Origin of the sequence: Algivirga pacifica (assembly GCF_039543525.1) — a bacterium.
Classification (GTDB): domain Bacteria; phylum Bacteroidota; class Bacteroidia; order Cytophagales; family Flammeovirgaceae; genus Algivirga; species Algivirga pacifica.
In genome coordinates, this window is the sequence record NZ_BAABJX010000042.1 from 96,125 (window position 1) to 122,269 (window position 26,145).

A 26,145-nucleotide genomic window follows, 5' to 3' on the forward strand; every position below is an offset into this window, starting at 1 on the left:
ACAATATGAACAACTGATGAAGTCTAAAATTATACGATAAGAAATGAGATACTTTATTCAATTATTATTAAGTACAATACTCTTGTTGGGAGGGCCTTTTTCTGCTTATGCCCAAACCAAAAGAGCATTGGTGATTGGTATTAATCAGTACCAGCCAGAGGGAGCCGTAGGGGTATGGAAAAACCTGGAAGGAGCCGTGACGGATGCGCAAGAAATAGCGACCTTGATGAAGGGGAAGTATAACTTTAATGAGTTAACATTACTGGCAACTCCAAAGGAAACAACAAAGGATGCTATTCAGCAAGCTTTAAGAAATCTTAGTCAACAATCACAAAAGGGAGACGTAGCTTTTGTATACTATGCGGGACATGGAGTGCAGGTGCCCAATAGCCAGTTTTATGAGGATGATAAGCGCCATGAGGCGATTGTCCCTTCCGATGCCAGAGAAGGAGAACATAAGTATTTTCTGGACGTGGAGATGAATATGTATCTGCACGAGTTAGTGAACAAAGGAGTGAAGTTAGTGATGATTTTTGATAGTTGTCATAGTGGATCCAATACGCGTTCAGCAATGAGCAGTGCCAAGTATAATATCAGAGCGATACCGGGAGCAACACAGGATTTGAATCGTAAGTTTACTCCTACAGAAAGTTTGGCAGCCAAGGGAGCGGTGATTTTTGCGGCAGCGGATGATTTCCAGCCGGCAGCAGAAGTATTTGTGCCTCAGTATAAGCAAGTGAGAGGAGCATTTAGCTTGATGTTGGGACAGGTACTTAGAAATGCCTCTCCAGATGCGACAGTGGAGGATATCTTCCGAAAAGTGAAATCGTATATGGCGCATCAGTTAGGACCACAGCAAACGCCTTTGCTGGAAGCATCTGCAGAACGAAGAGCAAGAACATTGTTTGACCTGGGAGGAAAGGGAGTGAATTCAACCTTGAAAGCTGCCGTATTGAATGGTAGTAATTCAAGTCAGGTAAAAGTAGATGGAGGATATGCCCTTGGGATACAGAAGGGTAGTAAGTTAGTGCTGAAAAAAGGAGGACGTTTGGTCGAATTGAAAGTAATAGAGCAACCTACCTTAACCACGTCTGTGGCTAGGGTTGTAACACCCAATGCTCAGGTAGCAACAGGGGACTTATTGGAAGTGGACCCTTGGAGTATTGCAGCTCCGAATCCTTTGCAGGTATACCTTCCTGAAGCGAGTCTAACGACAGAGGAGTTGGTGGCTGCGATTGTAGAAGCAGAAAGATTAAAACAAAATGGCGTGCAGGTCATCATGGATCGAGGGCTGAAAGTAACACCTCTTTTACTTTCTTATAATGGTGCGCAGTGGATATTGAATACCACTACCCAGCAGGCGATTCCTGTAGGGAAGCAGTTGAATGCCGATCAGGTGATAGGTATACTGCGACAGGTGAATCCTGCAATGGATCAGGTATTGTCAGTGAACTTCCCTCCTTCCCAGTTTTTCTGTGATAATCTTAGAAAGGAGATTAAGGAAAATGATAATATTAAGTTAGTAAGCGATCCGGCACATGCACATTATCAGTTGGTGGGCAGGGTACAGGATGCTAAGTCTTATTATGCTTGGGTGAATATGAAGTATTCTGGTCAGGGGCAAAATGCGGAGACTTCCTTATTGACAATGAAAACCACTTGGTTGCATTTGGCCAATATGAACAATATGTCGGCTGACTTATTTGTAGATTTGAAAAAGTTGATGAAGCTAAGAAGTTGGCTAACATTAGACTCTCCGGCTGATCCTGAGAACTTTCCTTACTATGTAGCCCTGAAAAGAGAATCGGATGGTAAGATTATCACTTCCGGAAAAACCTACGAAGGGCAGGAAGTACGAGTAGTATTAAGAAAGGATCCCGTATTGTATGATCGCTGGAACAAAGCCAACCGATATGTTTACGTTTTTTATATAGATGCGCAAGGAAAATCCCAACTGATCTTTCCAGCGGCTAGTGAGGATAGTGCAACAGGAGGAGAGGCATCAGCTCGAAATTTTGCTATGCAACAAGGGCGTTATGTAGAAGAGTATGACGTATTTGGAAGCCCACTCTCAGTATCAGCACCTTTTGGTGTGGAGCATTTGATTATGATGACTTCTAGTAAACCAGTACATGATATTGGTAAGTTTGAGGGGGCAGGGTTTGAAGAAGTAAGGGAGGTAAAGGGAGGTACTCGTTCCGCAGTTGCCAAAGATATATGGACGATACAGAGAACAACGGTTGAATCTGTACCCGTAAAATAAATCGTAAAGCATATTGTTTCTCTACAAAAAAGAAGGCTTTTCCTTTGTTGGTAAAAGCCTTCTCTTATTTTTATTAAAAAAAGTTTTAAAAATTTAACCATCGCAATTTTTGTTAAATTCTTGAGGCTATTATCAGTATAGTGAATGGAGTTGAATGTTTGATGAACTTGAAAAAACAATTCAACAGTTGGATTTATGTGAAGTGTTGGAATTTAATGATTCAACAGGGTTGGTAATTTGGCAGTTTAAGATTCAACATTAATGAATGAAACACGATAAGATGATGAAAAGCGTTAGATGGTATCTGTTTTTGGTGGCGTTGATGATGGGGTGCTTTGGTCCAACCCCAGAAAAACCCCTCTATCAAGTCGATAAAGAGCACTTAAAGGATATAGAAGGGGCTTACCTGCCTGTCAATTTTATTGATCGTTTGAAGAATACGAAGTCAGCATATGAAGCATCGGATGAGCTTTCTCACGTTTCAGAGTTACTTATTATTGGAGAGGTTCCCAAGGAAGGAGCATTCCCTGTTGATGGTGGATGGGGGAATTTTGAGGGAATTAATTTGTCTTTTACCGTAAATGACCAAGAAAGGTTTGTGACTTTATATGATTCTGTGATGAATATGTGGATGATCGTTAATCAGCAGAAAGGAGCTCCTCAGATTACCTTGATTGATAGTTTGGATAATACCAGAATGCAAAGAGTCTATACTACAGAAGAATATCTGAATAATGGAGAAGGAAACAACCTGAATGTGGTGAACTATTTTGTTAATGAGCAAGTTATGAGAGGCGTGTATGAAACGGAGAAAGGAAGGCTCATTCGTTTGTATGCCGATGGTCGTATACAAGGACTTCAAGATTTCACAAACTATTATGTATTTACGACTTTTTCAGGAGAGCTTCCTCCAGATGATGTGCTTCAGGTTTCAGGTCCTAATCGTGAAGCAGTATTTGTATACCGATTTTCTGACGAACAGTTGTACTTGAAGGAAGTTGAAATTATTGAAGATTTAGGCTCTCCTTACGGGGGATTAAAGATTATAGAGACAGGTGTGGAGTATCACTTAAAGAAAGTGAAGTGATTTTACTCCAAATTCCACTCTATGGAATGTTATCTTTGTATGATAAATTGTTGTAAAGAAACCTTTTTATAGTTTTTATTTCTGTTTAACCTTTTTTACTATCCTATTACCCTTATAGGTTTTGTATTTAAATGATAAAAGTATTTACTTTACAGCGTATGGTTAATGAAATTCATATGAAATACTAGCTTTTGTTAAATAGTTGATAAGTGTGGACTGCGCCAAGAGTATGACGCATTTATTTTTAAAATATAAAACTATAAACCCTATATAGTAAGTAGAGTATAAAGCATTATGAGAAGTTTTAGAACTGAACTAGAGGATCCAGTAGTAGAGCAGGATATTCTTGACCTGGAAAAAAAAATAGCCTTATTTCATGAAGGTAAAATTGATGATGAGAAGTTTCGTAGCCTTAGGTTAGCTCGTGGAGTTTATGGGCAAAGACAGCCAGGGGTGCAGATGATTCGTATCAAGATTCCTTTTGGGAAATTGACTGTACGTCAGTTGCGTAGAATTTGTGAGGTGTCGGATGAGTACTCAACAGGGAACTTGCACATTACAACCCGTCAGGATATACAGATCCATTATGTAAGCTTGGATCGTACGCCAGAGCTATGGGCAGAATTGGAGCGTGATCAAATTACACTTAGAGAAGCTTGTGGAAATACGGTAAGGAATATTACAGCCTCAGCTTCTGCGGGTGTAGACCCAAAGGAAGCATTTGATGTGTCTCCTTATGCCTATGAGTTGTTTGAGTACTTTTTGAGAAATCCTATATGTCAGGAGATGGGACGTAAGTTCAAGATTGCATTTTCTGCCAATGAGGAAGATTCAGCCTTGTCGTTGATCCATGATTTAGGAGTAATTCCAAAAGTAAAGGTGATTGACGGGAAAGAAGTTCGAGGTTTTAAAGTATTGATAGGGGGTGGCTTAGGAGCACAACCTTCTTTAGCAGAAGTGGCTTATGAATTTTTGGAGGAAGATCAACTGATCCCATTCTCGGAAGCCTTGGTTAGAGTTTTTGATCGTTACGGAGAGCGTAACAGAAGAACGAAGGCACGTCTAAAGTTCTTGATGCAAGATCTAGGGAAGGAAGGTTTATTGAAGCTGATTGAAGAGGAATGGCCTTCAGTAGCGAATAAATCTAAGCTGATTGATCGCAACGCAGGAAAAGCAGCGGATGTGGTATTCTCAGAACAATACGGGAAGTATCAGGCAATAGCTGAAGAGGTAGTTGATCAGAAGAAGTTTGAGTTGTGGAAGGAAACAAATGTTTTCCAGCAAAAACAGGAAGGATATGTAGGGGTATACCTTCGTATTCAGTTAGGAAATATGACCACGGCTACGGCACGTAAGTTGGCTGAGATCGTAGAACGTTTCGCTGCTGATGATTTGCGTTTGACGATTAATCAAGGAGGGATGCTTCGTTATGTAAAAGAAGATAGCTTGCCTCGATTATTCAATGCTTTGGATACCCTAGGGTTTGCTAACCCAGGATTTGATTCCATTGCTGATATAACGGCTTGTCCAGGTACGGATACTTGTAACTTAGGAATTTCAAGTAGTACAGGAATTGCAAAGGCATTGGAAGATGTTATTGCAACGGAATATCCGGAGTTGGTAAAAGATACACAACTAAGCATTAAGATTAGTGGCTGTCCGAATGCTTGTGGGCAGCACAGTATAGCTAGTATTGGTTTCCATGGTAGCTCTCAGAAAAATAGAGCCAATAAAATGGTTTTCCCGGCATTGCAGGTATTGTTGGGTGGTGGTATTGATGGTGATGGAGCAGGACGTGTTGCTGATAAGGTCATCAAGGTACCAAGTAAGAGAGGACTGGATGTTTTGAGATACGTACTAGATGATTACGATACCAACGCCAATGAAGGAGAATACTTTGTAGATTATTATGGTCGCCAAGGTAAAGAGTACTTCTATGAGCTATTGAAGCCTTTGGCAGATGTGTCGACATTAGAGCCTGCCGATTATATCGACTGGGGAAGTGAGGGCAAGTTTGAGGTACACAAGGCTGTAGGTGAGTGTGCCGGAGTTATTATTGACTTGGTACAAACGCTGATCTACGAAACGGAAGAGAAAATGGAATGGGCAGAACAAGCGTTGGCTGCTGAAAAATATGCAGATGCTATCTACCATGCTTACAACGTTATGGTGAATGGAGCCAAAGCATTATTGCTATCGGAAGATGTGAAGTTGAATACACAGAAGAAGGTGATTGAGGCATTCGATGAAAAGCTGGTAGCAGCAGGAGCATTTAAGGTTGCTGAAGGTACTTTTGAAGATCAAGTACTACAGATCAATAAAGAAGAACCTAATGCTGATTTTGCCCTTCGTTACGTGGCTTTGGCTAAAGGATTTTTGACACAGGTACAGGCTTATAGAAGTAACCTGCAAGAAGCCTAAAAGTCTAGTGGGCTAAATACTAAGTTTTTAGATAAAGGAGAAAGGAAGAAGGATAGATAAAGGAAGGGGATTTCCTGTAGTCGCCCTGACGAAAGGATAAAGGCATAGGAGCCTCTGGATAATAATCCTTCATCCTTCTTCCTTAAACCCTTTGAAAGTAGGACTTAACTGTAAGTTTACTTGACGTTTAGTCTGCTAGCAATAAAGTACATTTTTTATACCGTCTAAGAAGTATTATGATTAAGGAAAATGAACACCCAAAGTTAACACTGGTTGGCGCAGGTATTGGTGATCCGGATTTGATTACACTAAAGGGAATCAAAGCGTTGAAGCAAGCAAAGGTGGTTTTGTATGACGCTTTGGTAAGCGAAGAGTTGTTGGAGTATGCCTCTCCAGAAGCAGAATTGGTATTCGTAGGGAAGCGGGTTGGAATGCATAGCTATAAGCAAGAAGAAATCAATAAGTTGATCGTTTCTTATGCTTTTTCAAAAGGACATGTCGTTCGTTTGAAAGGAGGAGACCCTTATATTTTTGGGAGAGGACATGAGGAGTTGACTTATGCTCGAAAGTTTGGAATATCTGTAAATTATGTACCTGGAATTAGTAGCTCTATTGCCGCGGCAGGGTTACAGCATATTCCGTTGACACGTCGACATGTGAGCGAAAGTCTTTGGGTGTTGACAGGTACTACCAAAGATGAACAAGTATCTTCCGATATTCATTTGGCTGCCAAATCAACGGCAACTATTGTTATCCTTATGGGTACTCGCAAGTTACGTCAGATTATGGAGGTATTCGCTGGAGAAGGCAAAAGTGAGACGCCGGTAGCCATTATTCAAAATAGTTCGATGGCTAATGAAAAAGTGGTATTGGGAACGGTGGACACTATTGTAGAAGAAGCAGCGAAAGAGCAGGTGGCATCTCCTGCTGTTATTGTAGTGGGAGAGGTGGTACGTATGCATCAGCAATATCCTGAGAAACTTCAAGAGTTGGTCGCACAAGCGGTGTAGTACCCATTGTAATTTTATCTTAGACTGTATACATTTAAAGGTTTACTGCTAGTCGTAGTGGTAAACCTTCTTTTTTATAACTAATAGATCGTTATACCAATGAATTATTTATTTCCAGTTTTCTTGAAATTAGAGCACCTCAATACCTTAGTAGTAGGTGGAGGAAATGTTGGCGAAGAAAAGCTTTCAGCTATTCTTAGGAATAGTCCGAAAGCAAAGGTGACAGTAGTAGCTACTTACTTTAAAGAAGAAGTAGTTGAATTAGCAAAGAAGCATACTACCGTGACGCTGGAGGAACGCTCTTTTGAGTATGATGACTTAGAGGGCAAGCAAGTTGTGATTTTAGCAACTGACAATAGAGCATTACACGAGGAAATTAAGGCTGAAACCAGTCAAAGAGGGATTTTGACTAATGTAGCGGATACTCCTGATCTTTGTGATTTTTATTTGGGATCTGTAGTGCAGAAAGGAGATTTGAAAATAGGTATTTCTACCAATGGTAAGTCTCCTACGTTAGCTAAAAGAATTCGTGAGTACCTGGAAGAAGCGTTGCCGGATGAGATTCAGGAACTGATGGATGGCTTGACTGCTTTCAGAAATCAACTGAAAGGTGATTTTGCTGTAAAGGTAAAAGAACTAAATGCCTTAACTCAGAAAGTAATGAAGTCTAAAAAAGTACAATAAATTCATGTTTTAGTGAATAAAATCCTTAAATGTTCATAAAAATACTGTGATTACATAAAGTTGGCGATAAATTTGACGTTCTATAGATAAAGCTATTTGATTTACTCATTGAAAAAAGGCTGTCTTTCATTAAGGTGTAAAAAGGCAATCCGTTTGGAGATAATTATCTGATGAATGAATAAACTAACTATAGGTATTATTTTTTCGCTATTGCTTCCATTTAATATCCTGTTGGCGCAGGATGCAAAAGTGCTTTTTCAGGAAATTCGTTGGAAACAGGGGAATAGTCAAGAGAAAAAGAAAGCCACAGAATTACTTTGGGAAAGAGTGAAGTACAAGATACAGCAGGCTGCTTGGGAAGGCGCACTGAATGACCTTGATAAACTACATCTTATGGATAGCAGTGACCATTGGTTATACGCTGTTCGGGCTCGTGTATATGAGAATACGTACCATCCTCTAGAAGCATTGAATGATTATCGCAGGGCATTGGTCCTTGGAGGAGATAGCACCCTTATGCTTACAGGAATGGCTCAATCAGCGTTGTATCTTGATCGTTATGATGTGGCCTTGGTATATTTAACTGAAGCTATTGAGTATGGGGAAAAGGATTGGTCTTTGTTTTCTCAGAGAGGAAAGGTTTATGTTCAATTAATGCGTTATGAAGCAGCTGAAAGAGATTTTGAACAAGCGGTCATGTTAAATCCTGATGCAGATGAGGTGTGGTATCATCGAGCGTCTCTGGCTGTAGGGAAAAAAGAGTATCAGAAGGCATTAGGGTTTATAGCGAATGCCAGGCATCTATCTCCAGAAAAAATGGAGTATGCTATTATGGAAGCCTTGATTTTAGGGGAAGCGGGAGATTTACATTGGGCTGTTAATTCTTATTCTTCTCTCTTGGAAAGAGATCCGGTCAATTTGGTGGTTTTAAATAATCGAGCATTGCTGTATATGAAAATGAATCGATTTACAAAGGCGATGGCAGATATTGAAAAGGCCATTAGGTTAGCTCCAGAACAGCCGGATTTGTACTTGTCAAGAGGGCTGATTAAGGAATTTCAATTTGATTTTGAGGGCGCTTGTCAGGATTGGCTAAAAGCGTCGGAGTTGGGGAGTAAAGAAGCCGAAAACTATTTCTATGATGATTGTAGGTAAAAAGCAGTTGCTATATCTATTGAGATGTAGTGGCTTATTGGTGTTTTTTTGTAGTCTGTTTATAGGGCAGGTAGTAGGGCAAGTTGCTTGTGATACCTGTGATGTAACAGAAGAAGAAATGTCACTATTTGTATTGGGAGAAGCAGAGTTACAGGCAGTAAGTGAATTGGAACGCTTGGGAGATGAGATGATGTTTCAGTTTGCTCAACCCGATGAAGCTCTTAAGTATTATATGGGGGCATATGATTATAAAAAAGAGGATTTTGATTTAAACCTTAAGATTGCCAAGTGTTTATTGAAATCTGTTTCTGAGCAAAAAACATCGGCTATTCTCTATTTGGAAAGGGCGATGGAAATCAACTCCAATTATGACAGCTTATCCCTCTTATTAGGAATGGCATACCATCTGGATGGGCAATGGCGAAATGCTATTGACTATTATCAAAAATTCAAATTGAAGGCGGTAGAAACTGATGAGATAGAAAAAAGGATTTATGAATGCGTATCGGGATTACAACTATCTGCAAAACCTGCGAATGTACATATCCAAAATATGGGGCCTGTTTTAAATTCTCGGTTTTCAGATTTTTGTCCACTGGTAGAGGGCTCTGGAAATGTACTATATTTTACGAGCCGAAGACATGAATTTAGAAGTGATAACCCTGATATAAGAACTCACCTGACAGAGCATATCTACATTTCTCGTAAATACGGAAAGCGGTGGACAGTACCTGTTCCTCTACAAGGGATTAGCATGGCAGAGGACCATAATGGCACAGTTTCTCTTTCTGATAATGGTAAGCATATGCTGGTGTATCAACACGCAGATATTATGATTACACATTGGGAAAAAGGAAAGTGGCAGACGCCTAAAACACTCCCTATGGCAGTGAATTCTGATTATATGGAGACTTCTGCATGTTTGAATAGTTCAGGAGATACGTTATACTTTACGAGTGATCGCCCTGTACCGGAAGCAAAAGGAGGGTTGGATATTTATGGTATTGCGAGAGATTCTACCGGACGTTGGGGACGACCGTATTGCTTGTCTGAAGCTGTGAATACACCGTACGATGAAGAGGGAGTTTTTCTATCAAAAGATGGGTCAAGAATGTATTTTAGCTCTAGAGGTCACAATACCATTGGAGGGTTTGATGTCTTTGTGAGTGTCAAACAGAAAGATGGAACTTGGGGAGAAGCAAAAAATATGGGAATACCACTAAATACCCCAGGAGATGATATTTATTTTGTGTTGTCTAGAAATGAGCGTGTAGGGTATTATTCCTCTGAACAGAAGGATACCTATGGAGAAAAAGACCTATACCAGGTACTGTTAGAGCCTAAAGAAGAAATGTCAATACAGCTACCAGTACTAAAGCCAGAAAGAGTAACCACTTTTGCATTTCCCGATGGTACAAAAATAACATCTAGTGAATAGTAATAGGTTGAATTTATTTAAAATACGATATTTTATTACAAAGTGAATGAATCTTAATAATGCTTTATTACCTTTGGGTTGTATCCTGAAATAAGAATTACTAGAAATTTAGGAAGAGATTTCATTCTTATCTGCATTATTCTTATTTTCAATTATACTTTTATAATCCTAAAGAGACCAACTATATTTGTAAGGTATATTTTCTCAATAGTCGAAAGTATAGAAATTTACTTTGCAATCATGCTGTGGCATAACTAAACTGGCTTGTACTATGTATAAGTGTATTAATGAAGGCGACCAAATACGGGTGAAATTCACCTATCAATTTTATAATCAATACCCTTTTCTTTTAAGTACCGAGAGAGGAGTAGAGATCACGGGCTATGGTTTACTTTCAGCTCAAGAAGTAAAAAGAGTAGTGCGTGATTTTCTTAGTCAACGTAAAGCACGATGGCTAGTGGAAACAATCATGGATAATGAGTTGAAAGTGAAGAATGATGAGTTTATCCGAGACCATATTCAAGATGCTTTACAACTGTTTGAGGAGCTGGCAACTGCGGTAGAAATTAAAAATCAGGAAAAGAAACAAAATGTGGATGTTCATGGCCTACAGATGGAGGAAGTGAATACTTTTGGCCCTTATCGTCCTGTTCCTATTTTTGTAAATACCTCCAATCATCCTGAATATCATGGGATGAATAAGACAAAAAGAAAAACCTTTTCGTTTATGAAATCGCCCATTATGATGGGGTTATATGTTAGCTTGTCTTTATTGGTGGGGGTGATCATGGGACGCTTGTCTTTTGTGCCTAGTAAAACTGTATCTGGCTTAGAGATGCAGGTAAAAAAGATGCGATCTACCATTGAGGCATTGTCAGAGGAGCGAGGAGGACTGGAGTTGGAAGCGGCAAAGCTCAAACAAGATAAAAAGATGCTTCTTGGGAAATTGGATTTGGAATTGAAAACCTCTCAACCTATAAAAGAAGAAGTAGAATATTTAAGGGATGAGAAAGAAGAGCATGTTTCTAAAGCATTTAAGTATCAGCAAGATCTTGTTGTATTTGAAAAAGAGAATGAGAAGTTAAAACAAGCATTACTTTTATCAGAGCAAAAATTAGAAGAATCTCTAGAGCAGATTCAACAACAAAATTCAGATTATGAGGTGCTGAATAATCGATTCTCAGGGCAACAAAAAGAATTGGAAACTTTGTCAGAAGATTATAATCTAGCAAAAAAGAATTTACAAGATACCTATGCGACCCTTGGCCATTTGAAAGAGGAATATAAACAGCAAAAGGAAGTTTTGGATGAGCTTAATGAGGAGTTACTTCGTTACAAGAAAGATAATATGGTGTTGGAGAAAGCGGTGAAGGAAGCTCAACAGGATGTCGTGAAGTTGCAAAAGTCCAAGCAACAGGTAGATCAAGAGTTGTTGCATCAAAAAGAAGAGAAAGAAAGCTTGTGGGATGAGAGTGTAGAGTTGAATAAACAGTTGAGACAACGTACGCTTGCTTTGAAGAATACAGAGAAGAAATTGTTTACGATGCAAGAGAAAGTCAAGTGTTATATTAATACACAAATATGGACACTTAGTTCACCAGAAGAGGCTTGGAGAAGTTATTGTGTAAAGAATGGTATTGCTCTGGATAATGAAGGGTATATTATGAACATTTCCCGATAAAAAAGAAATCGTTATGGGGGATTAGCTCAGCTGGCTAGAGTGCTTGCATGGCATGCAAGAGGTCATGGGTTCGACTCCCATATTCTCCACATATTTTAGAATAGATGTGAATGAAAACTACTTGTATTTGATTTTTCATAATAAAAGTGGTATTATTCCATCATATTTAAAATCTACATGAAATTACAGTCTAAACATATCGTCACGCTAATGTGCTCCATGATTGTCCGCCAATGGACGATAATGGCTTGGCTGATTATTGGGTAGACTGAACACAAATACTAGATTTAACCCTATTGGCCGGTCATTGTTATAGATAAAATAACAGTGACTGGCTTTTTTTATTACTTACCTTAAATTGACAAAACTATGAAAGCAAAATTCACCTTTGAGATCAAGACAAAAGAAGGCCTGTTCTTAACCTTGGATATTTTAAATTCTAAGGGAATTGCTCACGCAAAAGAGGTCGTGCATAGGCAGTGTCCAGGTGCAAAAGTGATGGGTATTTCACAGTATAAGAATGGTCGAATGGTGAGTAGAATGTCTTAGTACTTGCAGTAGTATTTAGAAGTCATAAATTAATGAAGAGGTTAGAAGGTAACGATTGTCAAAATTGTTGCCTTTTTTCATTTTTGAGTTGTGTGTATTGTTTTAAATAATTTTTCAATGGAAGGGGGAGGAGAATTATTTACTTTGAGTGCAAAGGTTTTCTTGAAATTATTCAGTTTTGAAAAGCAAACACTAAACATTCTCTAAACGTAGGGAAGGAATTACCTAAAGAACAACCCTAACCAGCTATTTATGATATCTAAAAATGTATTAGCAAGCAGTGTACTCTTGGTATACTTCTTATTAACTTCTTGTACTTCGGAGACCGGAGATTCGTTGACTAATCAAGAGGTAGCCCCTCAAAGGGAAACATATATTATTGTTATGGCGAGGGATGAAATAAAATCCGCCAACTTTGGAGAGAAGGTTGCTCAATTGTCTATAGGAGCCCAAAGTTTACTCTTGAAGTATGGGATTAATAAGGCTATTCCTAAGGATATATTTGTGTCTTCTGGGAGTTTTATGGTTTCCCTTACGAAACAGGAGTACGAATCTTTATTGAAGTCTCCAGAAGTGAAATCCATAGAAAGAGATCAAATTTTTACGCTCGGGAGTAAGAAGAGTATCCGTAAACAGAAGCAGGTAAAAATGAAAGAACAGTTGTTGCCTTGGGGGGTAAGCCGAATCGGAGGTAGTAGGGTATATAAAGGAGATAAGAAGGTTTGGTTACTAGATTCTGGAGTAGATTTGACTCATCCTGATTTAAATATATTGGAGGAGTATGGGTATAATGCTTTTACGACAGGAAAAGATGGGGGAAGTTTACAGGATTACGAAGGACATGGTACGCATGTTGCAGGTATCATTGGTGCATTGGATAACACAGAAGGGGTGCTTGGAGTAGCTGCTGGAGTAGGTATTATTCCTGTAAAAATAGTGGATCAAAATGGAGGAGGGAGTTATTCTGGTATTTTAGGGGGCTTAGATTTTGTGTTTCGCAATGCTACACCTGGAGATGTAGTCAATTTAAGTGTAGGAGGATTAGGCTCTGATGCATTGGATGAGGCCGTTAAAGCAATTGCTCAGAAAGGGGTTTTTGTAGTGATGGCAGCAGGAAATGCTAGTGTAAACGTTGCTGATACTTCTCCAGCAAGGGTAAATGGAAAAAATATCTTTACGGTGTCGGCTATTGATGAACAAGATTATTTTGCTTCTTACTCTAACTTTGGACAATCAATAGATTTTGCAGCTCCTGGAGAAAATATCTTATCGACATCACTAAAAGGAAGGTACAGTATAAATAGTGGAACATCTATGGCAGCTCCCCATATTAGCGGGATGCTCTTGTTTGGTCAGCTTAATATAGTAGGGAATGCCTTGGAGGACCCTGATAATTGGGCAGATCCTATTGCTGGTTGGAATCCTTCTGAAATGTAACAAAGGCTAGATTTTTTTCTATGTCGAGGAGATTTCCTAAACTTGCAGCTTGAAAAAAATCTAAAGTAAATGTTGGAGCAAGAAGATAAAATAACCAGAAAGCTGAGAAGAGGAGTTTGGAATGCCCTTTCTGATTTTCAGATGATTGAAGATGGTGATAAGGTGATGGTATGTCTTTCGGGAGGAAAAGATAGCTATACGCTTTTGGATATTCTGTTACATATTCAGAAAACGAAAAAATATGATTTTGAGATTATTGCGGTCAACTTAGATCAAAAACAACCAGGTTTTCCAGAGCACATACTTCCAGAGTATCTTACGGAATTGGGAGTGCCTTTCAAGATTGTAGAGAAGGATACTTATAGTATTGTGATGGATAAGATCCCTGAAGGAAAAACAATGTGTAGTTTATGTTCTAGGTTGAGAAGAGGAACACTTTATCAGGTAGCAGAAGAGCTAGGAGTAACTAAAATAGCCTTGGGGCATCATAGGGATGATATTATAGAAACATTATTATTAAATATGTTTTTTAGTGGTAAGATAGAGGGTATGTCTCCTAAGTATCGAACAGATGATGGTAAGCACGTGGTGATTAGACCGTTGACGTATTGCAAGGAAGAAGAAATTAAAGAATTTTCGGAGTTTAAGCAGTTTCCGATTATTCCTTGTAATCTCTGTGGTTCTCAGGAGAATATGCAACGCCAAAACATTAAAAAGATGCTTAAGGATTGGGATGCGCAGTATCCAGGACGAAGTGAAGTGATCTTTTCGTCAATGAAAAAGGTTTCTCCATCTCACTTAATGGATGATAATCTATATGATTTTGGAGTTCTTCAGCATAAATTACTTGAAGATTGATTGAAAGGTTTTAGTCTTAGAGTAAAAAAAGGTGACCCATTATTGGTGTCACCTTTTTTTTGCTACATGAGTTTGTTAATAGTTAAAGTAGAATCCTTTATAGAGAAAGTACAATAAAATTTTAAGGGTATTATTCTAACGGGATTAAGTATGAGAATAAAGGTAGAAGTAGGGCGGTATTTAGAATGGATATTATTATTTGAAATAGGTAGAGAGACAATGTTATGAGTAAGTTGTGATATCTTTAAAATGTACTATCTGCAAATATTCTAACCTTCTTTATAGCGTAATGAATATATATCTTGCGTTAAGCAGTTGAAAAAAAGACTGTTATTTAAACCCAATTTACCAACAGATTAACTATCAATCATGAAAGCTCAGAATGAAGATTATCAAATCCTGATAGTGGATGATGAACAGGTAGTGACTCAATTTGTCAAGCATGCATTGTCCCCTTATTTCAATGTGGCACAAACTCGCAGTGGCAAAGAGGCGATTGAATGGCTTAAGGATAACCCCTTACCTAAGGTTATAATTTCTGATCTGCATATGCCGGAAATAGATGGTTTACTTATGCTAGATGTTCTTAAGTCTAATCCATTATGGAAGGAGATACCGGTATTATTGCTTTCGGGAAGTGAGCTTAGTAAGGATCGTATCGCTTGTTTAGAAAAAGGGGCTTCTGATTACTTATCAAAGCCATTTCATCCTGAGGAGCTGCTGTTGAGAGTAAGGAAATTGGCGGCTATGACCAATGATGAAATTGTTCAAAAAAAAAAAGCATTACAGAAGTTGTTAGATGAGGATTATTTGTCGGATTTATCTTTCTCAGAGAGGGTAGGGTTATTTTGTAAGCGAGCCTTAGATATATCCGTATCATTTAGTCTTCTACTCATACTGTCTCCCTTCATGTTCTTAATTATGTTGGCTATTCGATTAGAGTCAAAAGGGAAAGTGTTTTACGCCTCCAAAAGAGTTGGGAGAGGGTATGAGATCTTCGATTTCTATAAGTTCAGAAGTATGTACGCCGATGCTGATCAGCGTTTGGCAGCAATGAAGCATCTGAATCAGTATAGTGAGGAGAAGAAAGTGGTAGCAACGACAGCAGATGGCTTTAGTGAAGTAGTTCAATGTTCTGTGTGTGGTTCTGAGAACGGAGTGTGTGAAAGCAAGGTGTGGGGAGAAGGAGGAGAACGTTGTGAGGCAGAGTATATAAAGGAACTGCATCAGGGAGCCGCATTTATGAAAATTGCGAATGATCCAAGAATAACAAAAGTGGGTAAGTTTATTCGCTCTACTAGTTTGGATGAATTACCTCAGTTAGTTAACGTATTGAAAGGAGATATGTCTTTAGTGGGGAATAGACCATTGCCACTTTATGAAGCGGAGAAGTTGACGACAGATGATGCTATTGAACGTTTTCAAGGTCCGGCAGGAATTACAGGATTATGGCAAGTAACTAAAAGAGGTAAAAAAGATATGAGTGAGCAGGAGAGAAAAGAATTAGACAATAATTATGCTCGCAGTTGGTCTTTTTGGAAGGACATAAAGATTTTACTGATGACAATTCCAGCATTATTACAAAAGGAAGATGTCTAATGATAGAATAGTATTATAAGCTCAAAAACTAAAGGTAGCAGAAAATTTATTATTAATAAAAAACTACAATCTATTATGCTACGATCTATACATAAGGTCATGGGTTCTTATCAATATAGTATGGTTGTGCTGATTCTATTATTGGCTCAGTCATCCTTTGGACAAGAAACATTATTCCCGTTTCAAGAGAAACTACATGTAGTCGATTCTTTATATGAAATGGCTCTTTCGGGAGGGGCAAATAATCCATTACTAACCGAGCGGCAAATAAAAGAACAGGAATTAGCTGTAGCTAAAAAAAGTTGGTTAAAGGGGTTGAATTTTGGGGTACAAGCGGTGACAGCTTATCAATCAATTGGAGAAACAGCGAATGGAGGAGTGACAGCATATGCGCCTTTAACGAATGTGCAACCAAGTTTGGGAGCGAGTATGAGCGTGAATTTTTTCCATATTACGGCGAGAAGGAATGAAGTGAAAAAAGTGGAGTACGAACTTCAGCAGTTGGATATGAGAATGAAAACAGAAGAGCGAAGAGTTTATCAGTTAGTAGAAAAGCGTTATACGGATTATCTAATAGCATTAGAAGAAGTAAATTATAATCAACGTCTGTTGGATAATCAGCAGCAGCGTTTCGAAACGATGAAAAAACACTTTGACTTAGGTAAGGTCCGTTTAGTGGATTTGATTGAGGTTGAAGAGGTCGTAAATAGATTAGAAATTAATATAAAGAAAAGTAAGATACAGGCTTACCTTATCTATGCTGAACTGAAAAGAATGATCGGCGATACTGCTGATCCTCAAAGCCAAGAGCTGCCTGTCTCTCCCGAGCAAGAACAAAACTCTGTAACAGATCCTGTACCATCAGGTCAGTGATTTGTATATATAACTTTCACAATCCAGCCAATTTTATTTAACTAATTATCATTACCATGCTACTGTACAAAAAGATTGTCAAAGGTCTAATCAGCCGATGGTATCTATTGCTGATACTACCAATTATTGCTGTTGCGGCTACCTTTTTAATGTTAAAGGTTACTACAAAAGAGTACAAGTCTATGGCTCGTTTACAGGTGGCCATTCCGAGGAATGAGCTTAGCTTTACCGATGAGAAAATACAACATTTTCAGATTGCACCAATCTATCAAAACTTGATTCAACTCCTTCAAAGTCAAACAAGTTTAGAGAAAGTGAGAATGAAGTATTTGATTGATCATTTCAATGATAAGAATAACTTTCTGGAGTATAAAGGAATGGAAGAGTTGGGGGCGACAGAAATCCAGGAAGTGATCAAGGATAGAGCTTATACGATCTATGATAGAGAGATAACACTCAATTTAGAAGAAACCTTAGATGGTCGAATCAATAAGTTATTGGAATCTAATAAGCTTTCTTATGACGATCTTCAAAAGAATATGAGTATTAAACATATTGAAGGGAGTGAGATGATTATGGTAGAGTATACTGCTAATCATCCGAAAAAAGCACAATATGTACTCTCATTATTGGTCGACGTAATGAAAGAGCGTAGGGAAGAGATGACGTTGGAACAATTGGGAGAGAAAAGAAAACGTCTAGAAAAACTATTGGAAAAATCAGCGGGCGATTTAGCTTATAAGGAGCAAGAGCTACAAAATATCAAGCAAGATAATAACTTGATTAACTTAGAAGAGTATACTAGGTCAGTAGCTACAAATATAGCTCAATTGGAAGGGGATCTGGTAGAGGTATCAGAGTCTATTCGAATGCATGAGAAGGCAATAGCAGCTATAGGGAGATCGATAGGGGAGCAAAAGGAAGTCTTTGAGGAGCTTGCTTCGCGTAACACTGTAGTAGACTGGATGGACTCTCTATCTCACTTGCAAAAATTAGAGGTTTATGAAGACGCATTTTACTCTCAAGCTTCCTATGATGAAAGGGAGGAACTCTCTCGGAAAAAAGAAAAACTGATGAGTATGATTGTATCAGCTTCTGAAGGAGCTATAGCTCAAAATCAATCTCCTTTTAAACAGGATTTATTTGAAGAGTATATGAAGCATAAACTAGCCGCTCAAACAGAAAGAGGTCGTTTGCCTTTAGTACGTCTAAAGCTAGAAAGAATGAAAGAAGCTGCTAGAAATTATGCACCCTTGGAGATGGATATGGATGAGTTGGAAAGAGAGATTGAAATAATGAAAGGAAATTACGTAGATCTCCAAAGTAAATTCCGTAAGACATTGATGGCTGAAGAAGAAGCTCATGGATTAGATCTTAAGGAGATAGATCGCCCGACTTACCCATATGAGTCTGTAGGTAAAAGTAAAGAATTGTTTATGATAGTGGCTACAGGTGCTGGAATGTTAATTTTAGCGATAGCCATTATATCATTATTAGAGATCATCGGCTTCTATAAAGGTGAGATTAATGAATTTTTAAGTTAAGACATATCTATGATTTTCTATCACATCCTCGGGACATATTTTCTATTCTATTCTATTTATACTTCTTTTCATTTACTGAATGGTAGTAAACGTGTGAGCAGAGAAAAGAAGGGTAAGAATATAGATATTTCTTATCAGGAATGGGTGGTATTTTTACCAGCTTACAAACCTGGTAAGGTGTTTCTGGAGGTATTAGAAGCAATACAAAATGCAGCTTTCCCAGGGAAGCTGCACATTTACGTTTTGCTTCAGGAAGCCTCAGAGGAAATCGCATCTAAGATTAAAGCTTATGATGGTGTTTATGTAGAAGAGAAATCTTTTAAGGAGGTGATAGGAAATCCTTATCATGAAGTACTTCGCTATATGTGTAGACAAACAAAGGATAGAATATCTAAAGGAGAGCTACAACCCACACATGTAGTATTACTAGATAAGGATAATATTGTAGCGTCGGACTTTTTTGAAGTGATGGCTTCTAACATTCAGGATTACGATATAGTACAAGGTCGTAGAGCTCCCTTAAAAGTTGAAACAGCAGGGCAAGCATACGATGCATTGGCAGAGGCTTTAAATGATGCAATGTTTCGTATGTCTCGAATGAAAATAGGGGCTTCTCCTGAGTTTAGTGGTAGTGGACTGGTGTTTGATTTTGCATCTTTTGATTATGCAACCACACACCTCGACCCTAAAGCTCCAGGAATGGATAAAAACTTGTTAATACAGTTATTACTGAGGGATCAGCCACCTTTAATAGGGTATATTCCAGAAGCAGTAATTTATGAGGAAAAAACAGAAAAGCTAGAAGCATTACAAAGTCAGAGAGTACGTTGGTTTGGAAATCAGTATTATAATGCGCTGTATTATTGGAAAAAATTATTTTCTAAAGGAAAGCTAGATACAATTGATTATGCGATAGCATTATTCCGTCCTCCTCGCAGTGTTCATTGGTTATTGTTGTTGTTAGGAACAGGATTAGAGCTTATATGTTGGATGTTTTTTGGAAGTTTTTTCCCTTTATTCTCCGTGAGCCTACTAGCGACAGGCTTAGGGATTACAAAGTTTGTCCTTTCAGAAAAGAAGAGAGGAAAATGGTTTAGACAAATTATGAAAAAGGTGCCATCTATTGCTTTGAACAACTTGCTTAGTGTATGGAAGGGGATACAAAAAAAGTCACAAGGGAAGTTTATACACACAGAGCATTGATGGATATAATGGCTTTTTGATAGGTTTTGAATTAAGGTGGTGACGGCAATATTTACATTTTAGCATCTCTTTAAAAAGAGAGAAATATTGCTTTTGTTGATAGAACTAACTGAAGTATCGATATCATTAAATATAAATCGCAGTGGGATCCTTAACAAATGAGAGTATCGGGAAAAAAGTACTGATAGCAGGAGGCTTGCTTATGCTTGCTATGCTTCTAGCTTTATTTTCTGTGAAGATATATTTTGCATCAGGGTTATTGGTCATTTTGGGTATTGTAGGATTACCCGTTGCCTTATTGATTGTTTTTCGTCCTGCTTTCGGTGTTAAGCTTTTAGTCTTTTTGGTGTATGTCATGGGGACGCTTATTATGCTTTTCCCTTCTCTTCCTATAGGAATTGTAATAGACCTCTTTATCTTATTGCTGACTTTGGGAAGAGTCTTACAGGATTTGAATGACAAGAAATTTCGTTTATTCAAGGCACCTTTGGTATTTAGTCTTGCTTTGTGGGTGTTATGGCATTTGATTGAGCTCTTTAACCCTATAGCTGCCTCTAGAGTGGCTTGGTTTTATGTAGTTAGACCGGGGATTGGTTACATAATGCTCTTTTTCGTTACGTACGGTTTGATAAAAACGAAAAAAGATGTAAAGCAAATGGTTTACCTGTGTTGGGGGTTATCTGTATTATCGGCCATATGGGGGATTATTTCAGTAGGACAAAATTACTTCGATTTTGAAATGCGCTATTTGGTAGCTCAGGATGCTTTGAAGCTTGTTTTTATTGCAGGAAGATATAGAGCATTTGGAACAATGGCAACACCTGCACAATTTGGTGTAATTACAGCCCAGATGGGTATTTTGGCAATTGTTTTATTAAGTGCTAAATATAAATGGTATCAGAAGCTAGTCTTTCTAGTGGGCATAGGAGTATTATTCTATGGAATGGCAATTTCAGGAACGAGAACAGGAGTTGTGATGATTCCTGTGGGGGCCATATTTGTCGTTTTACTAGCTAGAAACGTGAAGGTTTATATTTTAACTCTTATAGGAGGGGCATTTTTTGCAGTGTTGATGGTCTTACCCATTCAGAATTATCACGTAAGACGAATGCAAACAGCCTTTAGTCCGGAAAAAGATGCTTCTTATGAAGTAAGGATGAAAAATAGGGAGCGTATTAAACCATTCATTTACTCTCATCCTATGGGAGGTGGCTTAGGCACCACTGGCGTATGGGGAAAACGATTTAGTCCGAATACAATGCTAGCTAACTTCCCTCCAGACTCTGGTTATATGAGAATTGCAGTAGAGATGGGATGGGTAGGTTTGATTATTTACCTCATTTTATGGGCAAGTATTACTATTAAGGCCATGTTAGGAGGGTGGAAAGTAAAGGATAAGGAAATGAAGGTGATTGTGGCAGCTATTATTGCAAGTATGTTACCGTTGTCTGTGGCAGAGTACGCTCAGGATATTATTGGTAAGTTGCCTTCTAACTTATTGTTTTGGGTATGGATAGGAATCCTATTTAAGGCAATAAAAATTGGACAAGAAACTAATGATGACGATGAAAGAATATTAGAAGGACAGCAAGAACCTGAAAACGCTAATTAACTACGATCATGCCTTCAATAAAAAAAATTATCTGGACACTTGTCAATAATCTGGTTGATGCGCTCATCAGTATGGGATTATTAGTGTTGGTAACTCGCACTTATTCGACAGAGAATGCGGGACATTGGATCGTATTTATCACGCTATTTTTCATGATTACCCGTATTAGAGAAGGAATGATACAGATAGCCATGTTTAAATTAGCGGCAGGTAAACCTGATGCAAGAAAATATGAAATCTTAAAGACAAACTTGTTGATTAACATGGGGGTAGAGCTGATGGTAATGTCTGTGATCTATGGCATAGGTATGTTAAATGTATTTTCCTCTTTAACACCTTTCTTTTTACTCTATCCAGTGACACTGCCTTGGGTTCTTTATCGTTGGCAAAATTATGTGCATTTAATGCATCACCATGTTGAGAAGATCTTTAAGGTTAATGTTTTTGTCTTGATTGGCTTGGTAGCGGGAATGTTTGCAGTGGTATATGGAGCTTATCCCATGACTCACCTTTTGTTTATTTTGGGGGGAGCAGGAATGTTGGGTACATTGGTTGGCTTCAGTCAACTAAATCTTTCTTTATTATTTCGTTCTTCAGTCTTGGTAGAAGATGTAAAAGCGATTTTTTATTATGCTTTTTTTGGTGTTATGAGAAGTGCTATTGGTACAATATCACAAAGGATACATGTTTTTTTTACTGCAGTATTGTTAAGTAGTACAGAGACAGCTTTTACAGGGGTGGCACAACGATATACGCAATTACTATTGATGCCTAATATAGCTATTCAAACATTGGTGTTTCCAAAATTCTGTGAGGCAGCAGAGGATGGTCGTCTTGAAGAGGTTAAGGTATTATATGAAAAAACAGTTTCTTTGCTGCTTAGTATCTTTCTTCCAGCAGTTTTTGTTTTTATACTTTGTGCTTCTTGGTTAGTCCCTTTTATTAATGGAGAAGACTACGTATTAGCTATTCCATTTATTATAGCACTATTGTTGGTGACGTCTTTATCAATCCCTTTTGGATATGCTTTTGGAAGTGTAACAAATGCAATTGGGAAGCCATATATCAATACATACGTTATGTTATTCACTAGTTCTATCAATGTGAGCCTCTCTTATTATGCTGTAAGTCAATGGGGGTTATGGGGGATTGTTATAGGACCTTTAGTAGCTGAATTCTTAACATTTTTTATCTATTCTTATTTACTACAAAAAATATTAGGAGCTAGTACTATGAGATGCTTTCAGTTGATTCCATCTCAATATGCATTTATGTTCCAAAAGGTATTAGCTCTGCGTCATAAAGCAAGCAGGTGATATTGGATTTCGTAAAGTGTGTTTTAAATACAATAGGGATTCTAATAACCTGTTAGGTTAATGACTCAAAACCATGACCCAAACATTATCACTAACTTGATTACTAACTATGATTTCAAATGAAAAACCTTGCATTGTGATGCAAGCTTTACCTCGTTGGGATGGACCTTATGCGTCTACTTCTCTGACGATTGCCAAAGAACTCTCTAAATATTACAGAGTGTTTTACGTTGACCACCCTTTTACCTGGAAAGATCAGTTAAATGATCAAAATAAGACACAGTTGCAATTCAGAAGAAAGTTTTGGGATCAGGGGATTTTTCATTACTGGCCTTATGAAGAGTATCATAATTTGGTGGTTATTAGCCCCAAACCCTTGTTGCCGATTAACTTTTTGCCTCAAGGGAAAACATATAACACTCTCGCTAAATATCAAAATGCACATGTATGGAAATATATTGATTTGGTCTTGAATTTATTTGAGGAAAAAGAAATTGTTTATATTAATTCATTTGACCCTGTTTATAGTCAAGTTCAATCTCGATACGAAATTAAAAAAGTGATTTATCATTGTGTGGATTTGATTGAAGGAGAGCGATATATAGCTAAACATGGCATATCTGCTGAGAAAGAGTTAGCAACTAGAGCTGACATGGTAATCACGACCTCTAAAGCATTGAAACAGAAGTTATCCGTTTACAACGATAATTGTGAATGTGTTGAGAATGGGGTAGATTATACCTTTTTTACAGAACAGGGAAAGACTGCTTCCGTACCATTAGATATACAGGGTATACCAACCCCTAGAGTGTTGTATACTGGAAATATAGGGTTAAGAATAGACTATGAGACTATTGAAGAAGCAGCTAAAAAATTACCTGATTATCATTTCGTATTAGTTGGTCCAGAAAATCAAAGGGAGTTTAAGGGGGAAGGACTTAAAGCATTGTCCAATGTGCATTTTTTAGGAAAAAAACCTTATGAAGAGATTCCTGCCTATGTGAAAGCTGCCGATATATGCTTTATCCCTTTTTTATGTAATGAATTAACCAAGCATATCTATCCATTAAAAATTAATGAGTACTTGTCCTTAGGGAAGCCGGTGGTTTGTAGTGATTTTGCACAATTAGAGGACTTTAAAGGAGTCATTTCTTTATATCATCAATCCAAGCCTTTGTACCAGGTATTACAAGAGGTGTTAAAAACGCATGATGAATCCAAGGCTCTTAAATATAGAACAATAGCTAAGAGTAATTCATGGAAACATCGAGCAGAAGAGTTTAATAACCTTATCAAACAACTACTACAATATGAAACAATCGATCCTTCATAATATTAAATCTTATCTTGATAGTCATGATAAGTTAAAAGCACAAATTCATTGGCTTCTTGTTAATGATACACAGCCTCGATGGTGGACCAAAGTATTGGTGAACCGCTTTATTCATCACAAGGGTAATGGAGCAAGAATACGTAGTTCTGTTCGCATGGATACTTTTCCTTTTAACCCATTCTCTATAGGACAACAGTCAATTATTGAAGATTTTGCTGTTATTAATAATGGGGTAGGAGGAGTTTGTATAGGAAGCCATGTCCGTGTCGGAATAAGTAACGTAATCATAGGTCCTGTAAAAATTGGAGATAATGTAATTCTCGCTCAAAATGTAGTGATGTCAGGGTTGAATCATCAGTATAATGATATATCGCAACCAATCAAGAATCAGAAAGTTTCCACTGATCCAATTACTATTGGGCAAAACACATGGATTGGAGCTAATGTAAGTATCACAGCGGGGGTGACAATTGGAGAGCATGCTGTCATTGGGGCAGGGAGTGTGGTAACTAAATCCATACCTCCCTATCATGTAGCTGTAGGGAACCCAGCCAGAGTTGTTAAGCGATTTGATTTTGATACGAATGAGTGGGTAAAGGTAGAGCGTAAAGAAAAACAGTCTGAGTCAACAAGAAAAGTAATTACACCGGTAGAAGAAAAAGCGATGGTAGAGATGAAAAAGTCTATCATCAATCAATGACCTTCAGAGTGACCTTTTATTTTAAAGTCTTTTTATTCGAGGAATTGTCCCAGTATCTTTGAGGCAATTCTTTTTTTAACCATTTGAATTATGAAGACAGTAATAATAACAGGATGCAGTTCAGGACTTGGTTGGGGGATGACCAAGTATTTTTTATCCAAGGGCTATAGTGTATTGGGAATTAGTCGACGAGTACCTGAGGATTTAATACAATATCAACAGTTCAAGCACGCTTCCATAGATTTAAGTCAGTCATTAAATACTACGAAATTAGATGAGTTATTTCAAGGTATTGAGCAAGTTGAATCGGCTGTACTGAATGCTGGAATATTGGGAGAAATCAAAGATATGAAGGAGACTTCCTTGGAAGAGATTGATAAAGTAATGCAAATCAATGTTTGGGCAAATAAACAATTCTTGGATTATTTATTAGCTAAGGTACGAGTAAAACAAGTAGTTGCCATTTCTTCGGGAGCAAGTATTAATGGAAATAGAGGTTGGTCTGCTTATTCTATCTCAAAGGCAGCTTTGAACATGATGGTGAAGTTATATGCCGCAGAACATCCTCAAGTACATTTTACATCTTTAGCACCAGGGTTGATTAACTCGGATATGCAGGATTACTTATGTCATCAAGTGGATGAAGAAGTATTTCCAAGTGTTAATCGATTAAAACAGGCTAAGGAAACAGGTGTAATGCCTACTCCAGAGGAAGCAGGGGAAATTGTAGGGTCGTCATTAGAAAAGTTGATGGCTTTAGAGTCGGGAGCTTATGCTGATGTTCGAAAGTTATAGAGTCTATTAAGTTTGGTAAATTACTTTAAATATTCTCTAAGATCTACCGATAATACTCACCTACTTGGAAAAGAGATTTTTGGTAGATCTTTTATTTTTTGTCCATAATGAGGGAACGATAAAGCTTTCCAAAAGCACCATCTGATTTTTTATTGAGGACATCCAAACGTTCCCAATCTTGCTTGGATACATCTTTGGAAGGTAGAATGATATTATAAAAACCAGATTGTCTTCGATCGTATCGGGCTTTTTCAATAAGATATTTTTGGTAGCGATACTTATCTCTTTTCTTTCCCAGGTCAAAGTCTATCATGATACGAGTAATGGAAGTTTAAAAAAAATATGAAAGGGTCTTACTTTTCAGCTTGATTGTCTTCATCCAATCCTTTTAGAGCATTTTCTACTTGTTGCTCTGCCTGTTGTAACTTTGATTGACAAAGATGGTAAAGACGGGTAGCTTCTTCGATTTTGGTAGATAATTCATCAATTTCTACATTTCCTTTTTCTAATTGATCAAGGATGACCTGAAGCTTAGCTTTGGCTTGTGCATAAGATAATTCTTCCATATAAAGAGTACTTGTCGTTAC

General features: G+C 37.9%; 22 protein-coding genes and 1 tRNA gene. 21 read left to right on the top strand and 2 right to left on the bottom strand.

The features are described 5' to 3' along the window. The first annotated feature begins 43 nt into the window (after positions 1–43). The 21 genes from ABD985_RS14055 to ABD985_RS14155 all read left to right on the top strand — a co-directional run bounded on the left by ABD985_RS14055 (position 44) and on the right by ABD985_RS14155 (position 25,558). The gene (locus ABD985_RS14055) at positions 44–2,263 is read left to right on the top strand and encodes a caspase family protein (RefSeq protein ID WP_345372758.1); all 2,220 of its coding nucleotides are present in this window, start codon (positions 44–46) and stop codon (positions 2,261–2,263) included. Positions 2,264–2,528: 265 nt separating this feature from the next. Continuing rightward, positions 2,529–3,350 carry a hypothetical protein gene (locus tag ABD985_RS14060; RefSeq protein ID WP_345372760.1) on the top strand — a complete coding sequence of 274 codons (822 nt, stop codon included), beginning with the start codon at positions 2,529–2,531 and terminating at the stop codon, positions 3,348–3,350. Positions 3,351–3,644: 294 nt separating this feature from the next. Next, positions 3,645–5,771 (top strand): nitrite reductase, encoded by a 2,127-nt coding sequence (locus ABD985_RS14065; RefSeq protein ID WP_345372762.1) that lies wholly within the window; start codon positions 3,645–3,647, stop codon positions 5,769–5,771. Between the two features lie 236 nt (positions 5,772–6,007). Further along, positions 6,008–6,781 (top strand): uroporphyrinogen-III C-methyltransferase, encoded by a 774-nt coding sequence (cobA, locus tag ABD985_RS14070; RefSeq protein ID WP_345372764.1) that lies wholly within the window; start codon positions 6,008–6,010, stop codon positions 6,779–6,781. 99 nt (positions 6,782–6,880) lie between these two features. Beyond that, positions 6,881–7,465 (top strand): precorrin-2 dehydrogenase/sirohydrochlorin ferrochelatase family protein, encoded by a 585-nt coding sequence (locus ABD985_RS14075; protein ID WP_345372766.1) that lies wholly within the window; start codon positions 6,881–6,883, stop codon positions 7,463–7,465. Between the two features lie 174 nt (positions 7,466–7,639). Further along, the gene (locus ABD985_RS14080) at positions 7,640–8,620 is read left to right on the top strand and encodes a tetratricopeptide repeat protein (protein ID WP_345372768.1); all 981 of its coding nucleotides are present in this window, start codon (positions 7,640–7,642) and stop codon (positions 8,618–8,620) included. Then, the gene (locus ABD985_RS14085; protein ID WP_345372770.1) at positions 8,604–10,058 is read left to right on the top strand and encodes a hypothetical protein; all 1,455 of its coding nucleotides are present in this window, start codon (positions 8,604–8,606) and stop codon (positions 10,056–10,058) included. The genes ABD985_RS14080 and ABD985_RS14085 overlap by 17 nt, the downstream gene beginning before the upstream one ends. 271 nt (positions 10,059–10,329) lie before the next feature. Further along, positions 10,330–11,739 (top strand): hypothetical protein, encoded by a 1,410-nt coding sequence (locus ABD985_RS14090; protein ID WP_345372772.1) that lies wholly within the window; start codon positions 10,330–10,332, stop codon positions 11,737–11,739. A 15-nt stretch (positions 11,740–11,754) separates the two neighbouring features. Continuing rightward, positions 11,755–11,828: transfer RNA gene (locus ABD985_RS14095), tRNA-Ala, on the top strand. A gap of 280 nt (positions 11,829–12,108) precedes the next feature. Then, positions 12,109–12,288, top strand: coding sequence for a hypothetical protein (locus ABD985_RS14100; protein ID WP_345372774.1), 180 nt, complete (start codon positions 12,109–12,111; stop codon positions 12,286–12,288). Positions 12,289–12,540: 252 nt separating this feature from the next. Continuing rightward, positions 12,541–13,725, top strand: coding sequence for a S8 family serine peptidase (locus ABD985_RS14105; protein ID WP_345372775.1), 1,185 nt, complete (start codon positions 12,541–12,543; stop codon positions 13,723–13,725). 69 nt (positions 13,726–13,794) lie between these two features. Next, positions 13,795–14,583, top strand: coding sequence for a tRNA 2-thiocytidine(32) synthetase TtcA (gene ttcA / locus ABD985_RS14110; protein WP_345372776.1), 789 nt, complete (start codon positions 13,795–13,797; stop codon positions 14,581–14,583). A gap of 369 nt (positions 14,584–14,952) precedes the next feature. Further along, positions 14,953–16,182 (top strand): sugar transferase, encoded by a 1,230-nt coding sequence (locus ABD985_RS14115; protein WP_345372778.1) that lies wholly within the window; start codon positions 14,953–14,955, stop codon positions 16,180–16,182. A 75-nt stretch (positions 16,183–16,257) separates the two neighbouring features. Continuing rightward, complete coding sequence (locus tag ABD985_RS14120) at positions 16,258–17,055, top strand: TolC family protein (protein WP_345372780.1); 798 nt, start codon at positions 16,258–16,260, stop codon at positions 17,053–17,055. Between the two features lie 56 nt (positions 17,056–17,111). Beyond that, on the top strand, positions 17,112–18,599 hold the full coding sequence (locus ABD985_RS14125) for a GumC family protein (RefSeq protein ID WP_345372782.1): 1,488 nt from the start codon (positions 17,112–17,114) through the stop codon (positions 18,597–18,599). A gap of 9 nt (positions 18,600–18,608) precedes the next feature. Beyond that, positions 18,609–19,802: a glycosyltransferase family 2 protein gene (locus ABD985_RS14130; protein ID WP_345372783.1), complete on the top strand. Its 1,194-nt coding sequence runs from the start codon at positions 18,609–18,611 to the stop codon at positions 19,800–19,802. A 142-nt stretch (positions 19,803–19,944) separates the two neighbouring features. Next, positions 19,945–21,414, top strand: coding sequence for an O-antigen ligase family protein (locus ABD985_RS14135; protein ID WP_345372785.1), 1,470 nt, complete (start codon positions 19,945–19,947; stop codon positions 21,412–21,414). Positions 21,415–21,422: 8 nt separating this feature from the next. Then, complete coding sequence (locus ABD985_RS14140; RefSeq protein WP_345372787.1) at positions 21,423–22,730, top strand: lipopolysaccharide biosynthesis protein; 1,308 nt, start codon at positions 21,423–21,425, stop codon at positions 22,728–22,730. Positions 22,731–22,869: 139 nt separating this feature from the next. Next, a complete protein-coding gene (locus tag ABD985_RS14145) occupies positions 22,870–24,063 on the top strand; it encodes a glycosyltransferase (protein ID WP_345372789.1) in 1,194 nt (397 codons plus the stop codon). Further along, a complete protein-coding gene (locus tag ABD985_RS14150; protein WP_345372791.1) occupies positions 24,041–24,763 on the top strand; it encodes an acyltransferase in 723 nt (240 codons plus the stop codon). The genes ABD985_RS14145 and ABD985_RS14150 overlap by 23 nt, the downstream gene beginning before the upstream one ends. 90 nt (positions 24,764–24,853) lie before the next feature. Then, complete coding sequence (locus tag ABD985_RS14155; protein WP_345372793.1) at positions 24,854–25,558, top strand: SDR family NAD(P)-dependent oxidoreductase; 705 nt, start codon at positions 24,854–24,856, stop codon at positions 25,556–25,558. Positions 25,559–25,649: 91 nt separating this feature from the next. On the opposite strand, the gene ABD985_RS14160 is transcribed toward ABD985_RS14155, so the two are convergent. Then, positions 25,650–25,871 (bottom strand): hypothetical protein, encoded by a 222-nt coding sequence (locus ABD985_RS14160; RefSeq protein ID WP_345372795.1) that lies wholly within the window; start codon positions 25,869–25,871, stop codon positions 25,650–25,652. 40 nt (positions 25,872–25,911) lie between these two features. After that, complete coding sequence (xseB, locus tag ABD985_RS14165) at positions 25,912–26,124, bottom strand: exodeoxyribonuclease VII small subunit (protein WP_345372797.1); 213 nt, start codon at positions 26,122–26,124, stop codon at positions 25,912–25,914. Between the last annotated feature and the right edge of the window lie 21 nt (positions 26,125–26,145).